Source organism: Trichocoleus sp. FACHB-46, assembly GCF_014695385.1.
In the GTDB taxonomy this organism is placed as follows: domain Bacteria; phylum Cyanobacteriota; class Cyanobacteriia; order FACHB-46; family FACHB-46; genus Trichocoleus.
In genome coordinates, this window is the sequence record NZ_JACJOD010000022.1 from 101,050 (window position 1) to 115,589 (window position 14,540).

Sequence of the window (14,540 nt, forward strand, 5' to 3'; positions counted from 1 at the left end):
TTCTGCCAGTTTGTAGCATTGCCGCGATTGGGATACGAGACTCCTAAACCCAACTTTGTGCCAGTATGTCGTCTAACTCGCTTAGGTCTCGCAACAATATCGTTCTAAACTCAGAATCAGCAGCAGAAACCATTGTGGAAGCCAAGTCTGTCGAATATCCAGCAGTTGAGTATCCAGAGGTTCGAGCCATTCCCAATGTTGGCGATCGCCAAGCCCAACGCGCGTTAGATACCAAGGATCAAAAAGTAGAAGCGCTCCGCCAAAATTTAGAGCGGCATCAAGGCGAACGACAACTGATCATCCTGCAAGATTTTCCCGACCCAGACGCCCTCTCTTCGGCTTGGGCTTACAAACTGATTGCTGAGCAGTACAACATTCAATGTGAAATTGTTTATGCGGGTACGCTTAGCCACCAAGAAAATATTGCCTTAGTGAAGCTGACTAATCTACCTGTGCAGCGCTGGACGGTGCAGAGTACCAAAACCAAAGACTTATCGGTTTACCAAGGTTGTGCCCTAATTGATAACCAAGGTACAACTAGCCAACTCCTGACACTAGTACAACAGGCAGGCATCCCAGTGACGGTAGTGATCGACCATCACAGCATGCAGGGTGGATTGAATCCAGAATTCTCTGATATTCGCCCTCATACGCGGGCAACAGCTACTATTTGCGCCCACTACCTCCAAGCAGGCTTGCTCAACCTCGACAGCAGCATTAGCCAGCATGTCAAGTGTGCCACTGCCCTGATGCATGGCCTACGCTCTGACACCAACACCCTAATGCAGGCCCAAGAGGAAGACTTTCTCGCAGCGGCCTACTTGAGTCGGTTCTACGACACGCAGCTGCTCAACGCAGTTCTTCAGTCAGCTCGTTCTAAACGGGTGATGGACGTGATTGAGCGATCGCTCCGCAACCGGATTGTGCAAAATAACTTCTCGATCGCTGGGGTGGGTTACTTACGCTACGACGATCGCGATGCTATTCCGCAAGCCGCCGACTTTTTGGTCACAGAGGAAAACGTCCATACTGCCATGGTTTATGGCATTGTCCACGATGAGGACGAAGAACTTGAAGTTGTGATTGGCTCCTTGCGAACGAGCAAGATCACCCTCGACCCCGACGAGTTTATTAAAGAAGCCTTTGGTCAAGATGCCCAAGGCCGTTTTTTTGGGGGTGGTCGCTTCACCGCAGGCGGGTTTGAAATTCCAATGGGATTTCTCTCTGGCTTCAACGAAAATGCTGAATACGCCAAGATGAAATGGGAAGTCTTTGATGCCCAAATTAAGCAAAAGCTGCTGCGGCTGGTGAATCCAGAAGATACGTTTATTTAGTTGAGCTAACCTCGCCCTAAACCCCTCTCCTGCGAAGAGAGGGGCTTTGAAATCGGAAAAGTTTCTATGTCTGACCTCTACATCATTCGTCACGGCATTGCAGCGGAGCGGGGCACCTATACTCGTGATGGGGAGCGCCCCCTAACCGAGGAGGGTCGTCGCAAAACTCGCCAAGTAGCGAAGCGCTTGGTTGAACTCAAGCTGCAATTTGACTTGATTCTCACCAGCCCTCTGGTACGGGCACAGCAAACCGCCGAAATTCTACAAGCTGAAGGCTTAAGTGCTCGGCTGGAAGTGTCAGACTATTTAGCGCCTGATGGTAGCTTAGAAGCTTGGCTAGCCTGGTTTAACAAGTGGCAGCGATCGCACCCTGATGCTCCTTTGGCGATCGTCGGGCACCAACCGGACCTAGGCAACTGGGCAGAAACTCTGGTTTGGGGTCAAGCGAGGGATGGTTTGGTATTAAAAAAGGCTGGAGTGATTGGCCTAACAATCCCTGGATTGGGTCAGGCGATCGCAAATAGTTCTCTATTTTGGCTGAGCCCACCGAAGTTCTTGCTATAACACTTCCCTAGCAGTTTTCTGGTAAGTTAGCCTAAATATAGCGTTCACAAATTGGTTGTGAACTAGGGGTATGAGGGCACCGCTCTCACGCAGGAGTTCCACCCCTGCACCCTGTCGCCATATAACCTCAGTATGTCTTAAGCAACCGGACGGTAGAGCCATGTCTATCTGCGAGTATCGGCCAGGTCTAGAAAATATTCCTGCCACCCAATCCAGTATTAGTTACGTTGATGGTCAGCGCGGTGTTCTGGAATATCGCGGTATCCGGATTGAAGAACTCGCAGAAAAGAGTACCTTCCTGGAAACTGCCTATTTGCTGATTTGGGGCGAACTGCCCACAAAAGCCGAACTCGATGCCTTTAAAGAAGAAATTCAGTACCATCGCCGTGTGAAATTCCGGGTGCGGGACATGATGAAATGCTTCCCGGAGAGCGGACACCCAATGGATGCTCTGCAAGCTTCAGCCGCTGCCTTGGGCTTGTTCTACTCTCGCCGTGATCTGCACAACCCCGCTTATATTCGGGCGGCAGCGGTACGGTTGTTAGCCAAGATTCCCACGATGGTGGCAGCATTCGAACTGATTCGCAAAGGTAACGACCCAGTCCAGCCCAGAGATGATTTAGACTACGCAGCTAACTTCTTGTACATGCTGAATGAGCAGGAACCAGATCCCCTAGCCGCAAGAGTGTTTGATGTGTGCCTGACACTACACGCCGAGCATACGATCAACGCTTCGACTTTTTCAGCAATGGTCACAGCCTCAACTCTGACTGACCCCTATGCAGTCATTGCGTCGGCTGTTGGCACTCTGGCAGGCCCCCTCCACGGTGGCGCGAATGAAGAGGTAGTTTCGATGCTAGAAGGGATTGGCTCTGTCGCCAATGTCCGTCCCTACTTAGATGGTCTTTTGGAGCGCAAAGCTAAAATTATGGGCTTTGGGCACCGCGTCTACAAAGTCAAAGACCCCAGAGCCACGATTCTGCAAAGCTTGGCTGAGCAGCTATTTGAGAAGTTTGGTCGAGACAAATACTACGACATCGCGATCGAGCTAGAGCGAGCTGTAGAAGAAAAGCTAGGTTCCAAGGGAATTTACCCCAACGTTGATTTCTACTCTGGTCTGGTTTATAGCAAATTGGGCATTCCCACCGATTTGTTTACGCCTGTCTTTGCCATCTCTCGGGTAGCTGGCTGGCTAGCTCACTGGAAAGAACAACTGGCCGAAAACCGCATTTTCCGCCCCACCCAGATCTATACCGGGACTCACGAAGCGCCCTACATTCCGATCGAAAAGCGCTAGTTTTTCTTCCCTATCAACGCTATAACTTAGCTGCGATCGCCCCCTAGATCTACTAGTGATGGGTCATGCCCCCCTTGCTGTTCGGGATCAAGCTTGTCAGGATAAGCAAAGTGACGATTTTCAGGAACTCCAGCCCTCAAGCGTGTTGTTTGGGGGTTTTTTGTATGGCAATTCCTAATGAGTTGTGAAAGGCCCTCCACAGGAAGTACGCCTCTCACAACTCGCTAAAAATTTTCTATGGAATCCATAGAGTTTTAGCAAATTAGATTTTTAGATGGGTTGAAGTGAGGGCAGAGCCGCCATCCTCAGTTAAAAATGCTAGGGCTTTAATAGGTACAACTTCTTATGGCTAAGACCGCTGACAAGCCCGTCCAGCGATATACTAGGCACTGTAGAAGTCAAACATTCTTCATAAAGAAACTTAAGTGATCAGTCCATTCTAGTTAGCTGCTGGATTGAGAATTTAGACAGCGACCACAAACTATAAAGTTGCCCACTCAGCAGCTTTTAATTTGGTTGAACGAACTCAGCGATCGCCATTATTGAAAACATGAATCCAGGAATTGACCTACAAGGAAGTTTTATCCAAGCGCTTGTGCAGCTAGGCTTACCCGCCGATGTTGCCAGACTCGTTTGGCTGCCCCTGCCGATGGTTGTAATGCTTCTAGGCGCTACCGTCGGTGTGTTGGCTTGTGTTTGGCTAGAGCGGAAAATCTCAGCCGCCGCTCAACAACGGATTGGCCCAGAGTTCATTGGTCCTTTGGGAGCCCTCGCTCCGGTGGCTGACGGCCTCAAGCTAGTCCTGAAAGAGGATATTATTCCGCTCAAAGCCGACCCTATCCTGTTTACCCTAGGACCCGCGATCGTCGTGATTCCGGTATTTCTGTCCTACCTAATCGTACCTTTCGGACAGAATCTGTTAATCACTGACCTGAACATTGGCGTCTTTCTCTGGATTGCCCTCTCTAGCATTGCCCCCATTGGCCTGCTCATGGCTGGGTATGCCTCGAATAACAAATATTCCTTGATCGGGGGACTGCGGGCAGCCGCTCAGTCAATCAGCTACGAAATCCCCCTGGCTTTGTCGGTCTTAGCGATCGTAATGATGTCGAACAGCCTCAGCACGATTGACATCGTCAACCAACAAGCGGGCTACGGCATTCTAGGATGGAATATTTGGCGGCAACCTGTAGGCTTCTTGATTTTCTGGATTGCTGCCCTCGCTGAATGTGAGCGCCTCCCCTTTGACTTACCAGAAGCGGAAGAAGAACTGGTCGCTGGCTATCAAACTGAGTACACCGGAATGAAGTTTGGCCTCTTCTACCTCGGTTCCTATGTCAACTTGGTCCTCTCAGCCCTCTTCGTCGCTGTGCTATACCTGGGTGGTTGGGAATCCCCCATTCCCCTAGGTTTAATTTCCAACTGGTTCGGCATTAGCGAAACGACGCCTTGGTTGCAAATTATCACTGCAACTTTGGGCATCACCATGACCCTGCTGAAAGCCTATTTCCTGATCTTCCTGGCGATCTTGCTGCGTTGGACAGTACCACGGGTACGGATTGACCAACTCCTCGACTTAGGATGGAAGTTTCTTCTACCTGTAGGCTTGGTGAACTTATTACTGACTGCGGCCCTTAAGCTCACCCTTCCCTTTGCCTTTGGTGGCTAGGTTGGGTAGCTAAAACTACAGCTTAGACAGCCTCGGATGAAGCTGGATATCGAATTGTTAGCCAACTGTATCCTGACTTCATCCCTCTCCCTTCAAGAAGTAAGCTCCATCCTTCATCCTTCAAGAACGGTGACTCCATGCTCAAGTTCCTCAAACAAGTTGGCGACTACACCAAAGAGGCGGTACAAGCCGCTCGCTTCATTGGTCAAGGCTTATCTGTAACCTTCGACCACATGCGCCGACGACCCATTACAGTCCAGTATCCCTACGAAAAACTAATTCCCTCTGAGCGGTTTCGGGGGCGGATTCACTTTGAGTACGACAAATGTATCTCCTGTGAAGTTTGCGTCCGAGTTTGTCCGATCAACCTGCCAGTCGTAGATTGGGAATTTAACAAAGAAACCAAGAAGAAACAGCTCAAGCACTACAGCATTGACTTTGGAGTTTGCATCTTCTGCGGTAACTGTGTGGAATATTGCCCCACCAACTGTCTGTCGATGACGGAAGACTACGAGCTATCAACCTACGATCGCCACCAACTGAACTATGACAACGTGGCTCTAGGTCGCTTGCCGTATAAAGTCACAGATGACCCAATGGTGACACCGCTACGAGAGCTAGTTTACTTACCCAAAGGTGTCATGGACCCTCATGATCTGCCCCCCGGTAGCCAGCGAGCAGGCCAGCGCCCGGAAGAGATTTCGGAACAGCTTGAGCAAAATTCTGAGAAGACCCAAGCCTAATTAGCTTGACGCGCATGCATTCTAAGGAGATTAAAGGATAGTGAATCTAGCGGAAGGAGTTCAGATTGTCTCATTCGGCCTGCTAGGTCTGATGATGATTGGGGCAGCTCTTGGTGTGGTACTGCTGTCTAATATCGTTTACTCAGCCTTCTTGCTTGGTGGTGTGTTCATCAGCATTGCTGGGCTATACATTTTGCTGAATGCGGGCTTTGTCGCTGCGGCTCAAGTGCTTATCTACGTGGGAGCCGTCAACGTCTTGATTCTGTTTGCCATCATGTTGGTAAACAAGCGAGAAGACTTCAAGCCTATGCCCAACGCTTGGGTGCGGCAGGCACTGACCGGATTGGTTTGTGTAAGCTTGTTTGCCCTGCTCAGCACCATGGTGCTTTCAACTCCTTGGTCTCTCTCAACTGCGCCTGGTGCTGGAGATGATGCCATTGTAGTGATCGGAAAGCACTTCTTCAGCGACTTTTTGCTGCCGTTTGAGTTGGCTTCGATTCTACTGCTGATGGCTTTGGTGGGCGCAATTATCCTGGCTCGTCGTGAGTTCCTACCAGACGACACCTCCACTCCGCAAACCCAACGCCAAGTTTTCACCTTACAAGAACGGCCTAGAGAAACCGTTCCCGCTTTAAGTGGTGGCCGCATCAAATCATCTCAATCGGGTGCTGAAGGACCAGTGACCCCCAGCGATCGCTTAGATCCTTAATCCTACCCATTCCATGAATGGTGTTGATTTCTAAGCTTTTAGTCGATTCGTTTAGTCACCCGTGAGGAGATTTATGCAACTTGAATACTTTTTGCTGTTAGCGGCTGCTCTTTTTTGCATTGGCATTTATGGCCTCGTTACCAGCCGGAACGCGGTCCGAGTATTGATGTCGATCGAATTGCTGCTGAACTCCGTTAACCTGAATTTGATGGCGTTCTCGAACTACCTCGACTCCGCAGAGATTAAAGGTCAGGTATTCACAGTATTTGTGATTACGATCGCGGCAGCAGAGGCAGCAGTGGGTCTAGCGATCGTGCTAGCTATCTACCGCAACCGTGACACGGTGGACATGGAACAGTTCAATCTTTTGAAGTGGTAATTGCGCTTTGCTTCAGAGTTAGCTGTTTAACAAGTTTTTTAATTTAAGAAGCGATCGCTCTCCTAGCTTCAAAGAGGGCGATCGCTTTTTCTATAGTTCGGCTTGGTAGTAGTCGTTCGGTTTCATCTCTCCGACTGCATCTCTGTCTTTGTTGATGCAGCCTGGTTTTTGAGTAAATTGGCAAACCCTAGCCCATAGCGTTGCCCTAGTCCCCGGTGGGCCGACAGAGAACAAGACGCGATCGCCAGTCGGAATTCTCAAAATTTTGACACCACAAGCAGAGCAAACTTCGGTGTTTCCTTGACTCATGACTTCGTTTTACCTTTGAAGGTCAGACCACTGGTATACAAGCTTTCTCGGTATAGTAAATCACCCTTAAGACTACTTCTTGGCTAAAAACTCACGCATGTACTGATTTACGAGCTGGGGCCGCTCCTGTTGCACCCAATGGCTACAGTCAGGAATATATTTAATCTGAAAATCTCTCACATATTGTTCTGTTCCGTACGTCAGTTCTTTTCCTAGGGCCGTATCCTCCTCACCCCAAATCATGAGCGTGGGCACTTCTAGCACTCCCCAATCTGGCTTAAACAACCCTTGCTGAAAGGCGTTCCGATAATAGTTCAGCATGGCGGTGAGGGCACCTGGTTTAGCCACTGCCTGTTTATAGGTTTGTATGTCCGCTGCCGTAAACGCATCTTTATGTACTGCCATTCCCTTAAAAGCTGCCTCTAGCGGTTGATAATCGCCCGCTTGGATCAGCCACTCTGGGAGCCAAGGTAATTGGAAGAAAAAGATATAGGAACTGCGAAGTAACTGCTGAGGCGTGCGGAGTCCCTCGGCAAACTTAGCGGGGTGTGGCAAATTCAAGATGATTAGGCGATCGAGCATTTCTGGATGGGCATAGGCGAAATTCCAGGCGATCGCGCCGCCCCAGTCGTGTCCCACTAGCACGCACTTGTCGTACCCTAAGCCCTGGATCACGCCTTTGATGTCTTTGATAAACTCCGCCATCACATAAGCGGATTGCTCAGATGGTTTATCGCTGTCGTTGTAACCGCGCAGATCCAACGCTACTACTTTGTAGTCCTTGGCAAACTCCGGAATTTGTTTGCGCCAGGAATACCAAAACTCCGGGAAGCCATGCAGCATCAACATCAACGGCCCTTCGCCTTGAGTGACGTAGTGCAGCTTGATGCCGTTGGTCGAGGTATAGGCGTGAGTCCAAGATTCAGACATAACTAGTTTTGAGGAGTGTAGGCTTGCCACTCCCTTTTAGACAAAAAATAGTTGTCTTAAATCCCCTCTAAGATTCACTCTGTAGGAGCGAGAGAGCGATATTGCTCTAAGACCTGCTTGAGATAGTGCCCGGTATGCGATCGCTCGTTCTCGGCCACCTCTTCTGGCGTGCCCACGGCAATAATCTCGCCACCTTTGTCGCCGCCTTCGGGACCGAGGTCAATCACCCAATCGGAGCAGCGGATTACATCTAGGTTGTGCTCAATTACGAGGACCGAGTTGCCCTTGTCTACCAAACGCTGCACCACATCCAGCAACTTGTGGACATCGTAGAACGAAAGTCCTGTCGTGGGTTCATCGATTAGATAGAGAGTTTTACCTGTGGCGCGACGAGAAAGCTCAGTGGCTAGTTTCACCCGCTGGGCTTCTCCTCCAGAGAGGGTGGGTGCGGTTTGACCGAGGCGGATATAGCCTAAACCGACATCTACCAGAGTCTGCAAGCGGTTAGAGGCTTGGGGAATGTTCTTGAAGAATTCGTAGGCTTCCTCCACGGTCATGTTGAGGACATCCGCGATCGATTTGTTTTTGTACTTCACCTGGAGGGTTTCGCGGTTGTAGCGGGCTCCCTTGCAGACATCGCATTGCACATAAACATCGGGGAGGAAGTTCATCTCAATCACGTTCACACCCTGACCACCACAGGCTTCGCAGCGTCCGCCTTTGACGTTGAAGGAGAACTGTCCCGGTTTATAACCTCTGGCTTTGGCTTCGATCGTCTCCGCAAACACATCCCGAATCACATCAAATGCGCCTGTGTAAGTGGCGGGGTTGGATCGGGGAGTGCGGCCAATCGGGGACTGGTCAATCACAATTACTTTGTCGAGGGCATTTAGGCCATCTAGAGCTTCCATTTCCTTGGGGAAGGGAACTTTATGGCCGAAATGGTGTTGTAGCGCTGGATAGAGCAGTTCATTGATCAGGGTGGATTTACCAGACCCCGAAACGCCTGTGACGCAAACTAACTCGCCTAAAGGAATCTCGACACTCACTTGCTTAAGGTTATTGCGAGAAGCCTTTTTAATCTTTAAAGCTCGACCATTACCTTCTCGGCGTTCGGTGGGTGTGTGAATCACTTGGCGACCCGACAAGTAAGCCCCTGTCAGAGAATCAGGAGCCGCTAAAATGTCCTCAAAGCTACCTTGGGCGACAATATGGCCGCCATGAATCCCCGCGCCAGGGCCAATATCTACGAGGTGATCGGCAGCGCGAATGGTTTCTTCGTCGTGCTCGACCACGATCAGCGTGTTGCCCAAGGTACGAAGCTTGTCAAGAGTACGGAGCAAGCGGCCATTATCGCGTTGGTGCAAGCCGATGCTGGGTTCATCCAAAACATAGAGCACGCCTGTCAATCCAGAACCAATCTGAGTTGCTAGCCGAATCCGTTGTGCCTCTCCCCCAGAAAGAGTCATGGCCGTGCGATCGAGCGTTAGGTAATCTAGACCGACATCGAGCAAAAATTGCAGGCGAGCTTTAATTTCTCGCAGCACCAAATCGCCAATTGTGGCTTGGCGATCGCTCAGCTTCAAACCTTCTACTCGGCTCAAGCATTCTTGAATAGAAACGCCAGTCAGCTCAGTAATCTGGTATTGGCCCAGCCGCACGCTCAGCGATTCTGGCTTCAGCCGTCGCCCCTGACAAACATCGCAAGGTTGATCGACCAGATATTGCTCTAGCTTTTGCTTGTAGAGGTCAGAACTGGCTTCTTCGTACTGGCGTTGCAGGATGTTGAGGGCACCTTCGTACCGCCGCACGTAGCTTTTCTGGTCGCGATAGCGCGAATCGACTTCAATCTTGATCGCGTCTTTGGAGCCATTCAGGATGATCTGCTGTTGCTCACGGGTGAGCTTGTTCCAAGGTGTTTGGATGTCAAAACCGAAGGCTTCCCCAACGCTATAAAGGAGGGAAAGGTAATAAGTGTTGTCTTTGTCTGACCAAGGGGCGATCGCGGCATAGACGGGCAAGGCTGGATTCGGCACCACCAAATCTGCGGAGAAGGTGCGATGACTCCCCAAGCCGTGACAGTTGGGGCAAGCACCATAGGGAGAGTTGAAGGAGAACAAACGAGGGGACAGTTCTTCCATCACCGCACCATGTTCTGGGCAAGCGAAGTTTTCTGAAAACACGAGTTCTCGTGGTAGCCCATACTGACCACCGGATTCTGCGGCTACTGGCACTGAATTTTTAGCTGCGTTTTTACCTGTAGGGAGAGCAACCACATTGGAATCTGTACCAGACTCAGCATCTGAAACAGACAGAATATCAATGATAGCGATGCCTTCGGAGTGCCGTAAACAGGTGGTGAGTGAATCGACTAGACGTTCTTCTAGGTCAGGCTTCTTCACCAAGCGATCGACCACAATTTCAATGTTGTGGGCTTGGTTTTTCTCTAGCTCGATGGAGTCGCTGAGGTCGCGCACTTCGCCGTTGACCCGCACCCGGACAAAGCCTTCGGAGGTGAGGCTAGAAAGCAATTTCTTATGGGTGCCTTTCTTACCCCGGACGACGGGAGCCAAAATTTGGAAGCGGGTGCGATCGGGCAGTTCCATGATGCGATCGCACATCTGGTCAATGGCTTGGGGGGCAATGGAGCGATCGCAGTGAGGACAGTGGGGTTCGCCTGCCCGCCCGAACAAGAGTCTCAGGTAGTCGTAAATCTCGGTAACGGTGCCGACGGTGGAGCGGGGGTTGTGGGAGGTGGATTTTTGGTCGATGGAAATGGCAGGGCTGAGTCCTTCGATCGCATCGACATCGGGTTTATCGACTTGGCCCAGAAATTGCCGCGCGTAGGCACTGAGAGACTCGACATAGCGCCGCTGCCCTTCGGCGAAGATGGTGTCAAACGCTAGGGAGGACTTGCCAGACCCAGACACCCCGGTAAAAACGATGAGGCGATCGCGGGGTAGTTCAAGGTCGATGTTCTTGAGGTTGTGCTGGCGGGCTCCCCGAATCCGAATGGTGTTTTGGTCCACTGACTTTGCCTGGGATGGGTGGTGTCCATTGGTAGGCTCGGTGGATTTGCGGTTGGCAGAACGGGAGCGTTGAGACATGAAGGGCAGCGCTAAACAGTCCTTAATGATTCTATCGCTGCTAATCCCTCAACTGCGATCGGCATCCCGTACTAATTGGTTCATTTTTACTAGTAGTTATCCGAGCGGATTGTGTTACTCACGCTGTAACCATTTGAGGGCTTGATTCAGGGGATGCTGGCTCAAAACGCAACACCATTATCTGCTCCGGTCGTAAGCCCATGGATTCGTAGGTTCGTCCATTACGATCGCTAAACTCTACTTCAAATGCTTCCCCATCAGCCAAAATTTCAACGATAGTGCCTACTTGACCACGCCACAAATTGTACTGAGGCAGATCGACTGTCAGCGCTACTACGTCTAGTAACTTGACTGTGTTAGTTGTCATTTTCGTATCACCTCAAGCATTACAGAGGATAGCAAGTCGTTAATTTTGGAATATTAGAATTATGTTCCACGATCCAACCACTCCGAACGCTTGCACTTCTACCTTGCCATTCAAGCGTAAAGTCTAGAGTGTAGCGTTGTCCAAAGTCATCACGTCGTCCTAGTCGAGCTTCCTGAGTTTTGACAACTTCAAGGAGAATTTGGCACAAGCTTTTCGCATCATCAGAACTCATGCACAAAATTGATGAGAACAGGCGAGCTTTGTGCTTACCTTGGTCATGGTTTAAGTTGAGACAGTAATCCCGAAGTTTACGAATATCAACGACTGCATTTTCTGCATTAGGGATTAGCTTCGTTGAACTTGAAGGCTTTGGTGGTTGCCGAAAAGATGAAGCAGAAGTTCCAACCTTGTTTTGATTGAAATTCCAAAAGGCATCCCCCTGAACAACAGTCTCATCAACCATCAACCGCTTAGGTTCTTCATTGAAAAACCTACCAATTATGATCTGCCAAAAGCCATCACGTATGCAGCGATAGTTGGCAAGCAAAGATGGGTAATTCGGATCAGAAGAGGGAATGTCTGAGTATTTTTCTGGGTTATTGCGTACATCGTCAACCATGTTCTCTGCGTAGAACGTCAGGCTAACTTGCTGTTCTTGGGTCAAATCATCCCATACAGTTTGTGGGAGGATGAGCGTAGCTACAGGTGGTCCTCCTTCCGTACCACCCCTGACTTGTTCTGCAATGGGCCACCAGGCTTGAATTCTGCTTAGAATACGCTTGGCTGTCTCCAGATGTTGAGCAAGCTCATCTGAGGTGTTACCAAAACTCACCGTTTTTCACCACTTTCTAGCCCTAGTAATTCGAGTAGTCTACCCCCCAATCATGAACACCGCTTAATTTTAGCTGTCATCGTTTAGCAACCCAGTTCCCTCTCGTAAGCTGCGATCGCTCTCCTCTTCCTCCTGATTCCCAGAGTTTTGCTCTTCCTGCGGTGCCTCTTGCTCTTGTGAGGTCCGATCGCTCTCTGCTTTGGGTTCCTCAGGTTTTTGCTCCCTTTCTAGAGCTTCTAATTGCCGTTTGAGTTGCTCGCGGACTTCCCTAGCTTCTCGGTAATCCGACTTGTACTGTAACGCCTTGTCATAAGCCGCCAAAGCATCGGGATAGCGTTTTACGTTCGTCAGGGCATTGCCCAAGCTGTACCAACTTTCATAGTGATCAGGTTTGATTTGGACCGCTTGATCATAAGACGCGATCGCCTTGTCGTAGCGCTTGAGGTTGTAAAGCGCATTGCCCCGGTTGTACCAAGCCAAATAATCATTCGGGTTCAGGTCTAAAGCTTTGTCGTAAGATGCGATCGCTTCCTCGTAGCGTTGCAAGCGATGCAGCGTCCAAGCTCGACTGTAGAAACCTGGGTAGTAGCTGGGCTGGAGTTTCGTCACCTGTTCATAGGACTCCAGCGCCGCCTCGTATTGCTGGAGGTTGCTCTGCATATTGCCCCGACTGTACCAAGCTTGATAGAAGCGTGGCTGAAACTGCACCGCTTTGTCGTAGGAAGCGATCGCCTCTTGGTACTTCTGCAAACTACTCAGCGAATTGCCCCGGTTATACCAAGCTAAGTGATAATCCGACTTAATTTCCACCGCTTTGTCGTAGGCTTTCACCGCCTCGTCATACTTTTGCAGATTGTGCAGCGCCCAACCTTGCCCATACCAAGCAGCAGCCGAATCTGGTTGCAACGTTACCGCTTGCTTAAAGGCGGCGATCGCTTCGTCGTACCGTTTGGCTCCAATCAAGGCTTGACCTTTCCCGTTCCAGGCTTCCGGAGCATCGATGTTGAGAGCGATCGCCTGATTAAAAGACTGCAATGCCTCGTTATGTCGTTGCCAAGTGTTCAACAGCAGACCGCGATCGCTCCAGCTTTCCCAAGACTTCGGATCGATTTGGATGGCGCGATCGTAAGCATCTAGCGCTTTGGGGTACTGCTTAAGCTGAGTCAGCACCTCACCCCGACCGTTCCACGCTTCAGGATAATCTTGGCGAATCTGGATGGCTTTGTCATAGGCGGCTAAAGCTTCCGGGTAACGTTGCAGCGCGGCCAGAGTTTCTCCTTTGCGGTACAGATCTGTGGCACTGGAGAAGTTGAAATACCGCACGCCAAAAACTGCCGCGATCGCTCCAATTGTGACTACCACTCCCCCCAGCAAGGCACTTTTTCGCCAAGAACCAAGTTTCGGCAGTTGGGTTCGCAGGAGCGAACGGGGTTTGGGTGCGATCGCCACGGTAGCAGGTGGAGACGTGCTGAGATCCTTGAGGGCCGCTAAAACTTGAGTGGCGGATTGGTAGCGATCGCGAAAGTCATAGCGCACCATCTTATCCAAGATATTTTGCAGCTCAGGACTCACCGTGGCAGATGAGTGCCAAAGTAGCTCCCCTGTGTTGGGGTCTTTGGGTAAGTCTTGAGGTGCTAACCCTGTCAGCGCTTGAATCGCCACCATGCCCAGTGCATAAAGGTCGCTCGTCGGTTGCGGGTTTCCGGTGGCTTGCTCAATCGGCAAATATCCGGGAGTACCGATCGCCACGGTTCGGGGGCTTTGGCCTGCTTGCAAAAGCGTGGTGCTGATTTGCTTTACGGCCCCAAAGTCAATCAAGACTAACCTTTGGTCTTGGTGCCGCCGAACTATATTGCGCGGATTCACATCACGGTGAATCACCTGTTGCTGATGCACAAACTCTAAAGTCTGCAACACATCTTGCAGCAACGCGATCGCTTGAGCCTCTGTCCACGGCACACCTGCTTGCAGTTCTTGGCTTAGGTCGTGTCCTTCGATCAGCTCTTGGACTAAATAGAATTCTTGATTTTCCTCAAAGTACGCTAGCAACCTGGGGATTTGATCGTGGTTGCCCAACTGGTGCAGCACTTGCGCTTCGGTGTCGAACAAACGTCTGGCAACTTCTAGCGTTAAAGGATCGCTGGCCTGTGGCTTCAGTTGTTTCACAACACAGCGAGGCTTGTTGGGCAAATACTGGTCTTCTGCTAGGAAAGTGGCTCCAAATCCGCCATTGCTGAGGGCGCTGATGATTTGGTAATGTCCCCCCAGAATTTGCCCAGACACCAAACTCATACGACGCC

At 50.5% G+C, this 14,540-nt stretch carries 13 protein-coding genes; 7 read left to right on the forward strand and 6 right to left on the reverse strand.

Annotated features, from left to right (window positions below; translation table 11 throughout):
- Positions 1–134 precede the first annotated feature (134 nt).
- The 7 genes from H6F72_RS12590 to nuoK all read left to right on the forward strand — a co-directional run bounded on the left by H6F72_RS12590 (position 135) and on the right by nuoK (position 6,695).
- Positions 135–1,334, forward strand: coding sequence for a bifunctional oligoribonuclease/PAP phosphatase NrnA (locus H6F72_RS12590; RefSeq protein ID WP_370527493.1), 1,200 nt, complete (start codon positions 135–137; stop codon positions 1,332–1,334).
- Between the two features lie 66 nt (positions 1,335–1,400).
- Positions 1,401–1,898 carry a phosphohistidine phosphatase SixA gene (gene sixA / locus H6F72_RS12595; RefSeq protein ID WP_190435660.1) on the forward strand — a complete coding sequence of 166 codons (498 nt, stop codon included), beginning with the start codon at positions 1,401–1,403 and terminating at the stop codon, positions 1,896–1,898.
- Positions 1,899–2,058: 160 nt separating this feature from the next.
- Positions 2,059–3,195 (forward strand): citrate synthase, encoded by a 1,137-nt coding sequence (locus H6F72_RS12600; RefSeq protein ID WP_190435663.1) that lies wholly within the window; start codon positions 2,059–2,061, stop codon positions 3,193–3,195.
- A gap of 550 nt (positions 3,196–3,745) precedes the next feature.
- Positions 3,746–4,864: an NADH-quinone oxidoreductase subunit NuoH gene (gene nuoH, locus H6F72_RS12605; RefSeq protein ID WP_190435666.1), complete on the forward strand. Its 1,119-nt coding sequence runs from the start codon at positions 3,746–3,748 to the stop codon at positions 4,862–4,864.
- A 137-nt stretch (positions 4,865–5,001) separates the two neighbouring features.
- Positions 5,002–5,607, forward strand: a complete 606-nt coding sequence (gene ndhI, locus H6F72_RS12610; protein WP_190435669.1) for an NAD(P)H-quinone oxidoreductase subunit I — start codon at positions 5,002–5,004, stop codon at positions 5,605–5,607.
- Positions 5,608–5,647: 40 nt separating this feature from the next.
- Positions 5,648–6,316 carry an NADH-quinone oxidoreductase subunit J gene (locus H6F72_RS12615; RefSeq protein WP_190435672.1) on the forward strand — a complete coding sequence of 223 codons (669 nt, stop codon included), beginning with the start codon at positions 5,648–5,650 and terminating at the stop codon, positions 6,314–6,316.
- A 73-nt stretch (positions 6,317–6,389) separates the two neighbouring features.
- Entirely contained in the window at positions 6,390–6,695 is a 306-nt protein-coding gene (nuoK, locus tag H6F72_RS12620) for an NADH-quinone oxidoreductase subunit NuoK (protein ID WP_190435677.1), read from the forward strand.
- A 90-nt stretch (positions 6,696–6,785) separates the two neighbouring features.
- Here nuoK and H6F72_RS12625 read toward each other — a convergent pair whose 3' ends face one another.
- From H6F72_RS12625 to H6F72_RS12650, 6 genes are all read right to left on the reverse strand, one after another.
- Entirely contained in the window at positions 6,786–7,004 is a 219-nt protein-coding gene (locus H6F72_RS12625; RefSeq protein ID WP_190435680.1) for a hypothetical protein, read from the reverse strand.
- 72 nt (positions 7,005–7,076) lie between these two features.
- A complete protein-coding gene (locus H6F72_RS12630) occupies positions 7,077–7,934 on the reverse strand; it encodes an alpha/beta fold hydrolase (RefSeq protein ID WP_190435683.1) in 858 nt (285 codons plus the stop codon).
- Positions 7,935–8,008: 74 nt separating this feature from the next.
- Positions 8,009–11,041, reverse strand: coding sequence for an excinuclease ABC subunit UvrA (gene uvrA / locus H6F72_RS12635; RefSeq protein ID WP_190435685.1), 3,033 nt, complete (start codon positions 11,039–11,041; stop codon positions 8,009–8,011).
- A 118-nt stretch (positions 11,042–11,159) separates the two neighbouring features.
- Positions 11,160–11,408: a DUF4926 domain-containing protein gene (locus H6F72_RS12640; RefSeq protein WP_190435688.1), complete on the reverse strand. Its 249-nt coding sequence runs from the start codon at positions 11,406–11,408 to the stop codon at positions 11,160–11,162.
- A gap of 19 nt (positions 11,409–11,427) precedes the next feature.
- The gene (locus tag H6F72_RS30225; protein WP_370527494.1) at positions 11,428–12,240 is read right to left on the reverse strand and encodes a DUF6883 domain-containing protein; all 813 of its coding nucleotides are present in this window, start codon (positions 12,238–12,240) and stop codon (positions 11,428–11,430) included.
- A 69-nt stretch (positions 12,241–12,309) separates the two neighbouring features.
- Entirely contained in the window at positions 12,310–14,532 is a 2,223-nt protein-coding gene (locus H6F72_RS12650; RefSeq protein ID WP_190435691.1) for a serine/threonine-protein kinase, read from the reverse strand.
- Positions 14,533–14,540: the final 8 nt, after the last annotated feature.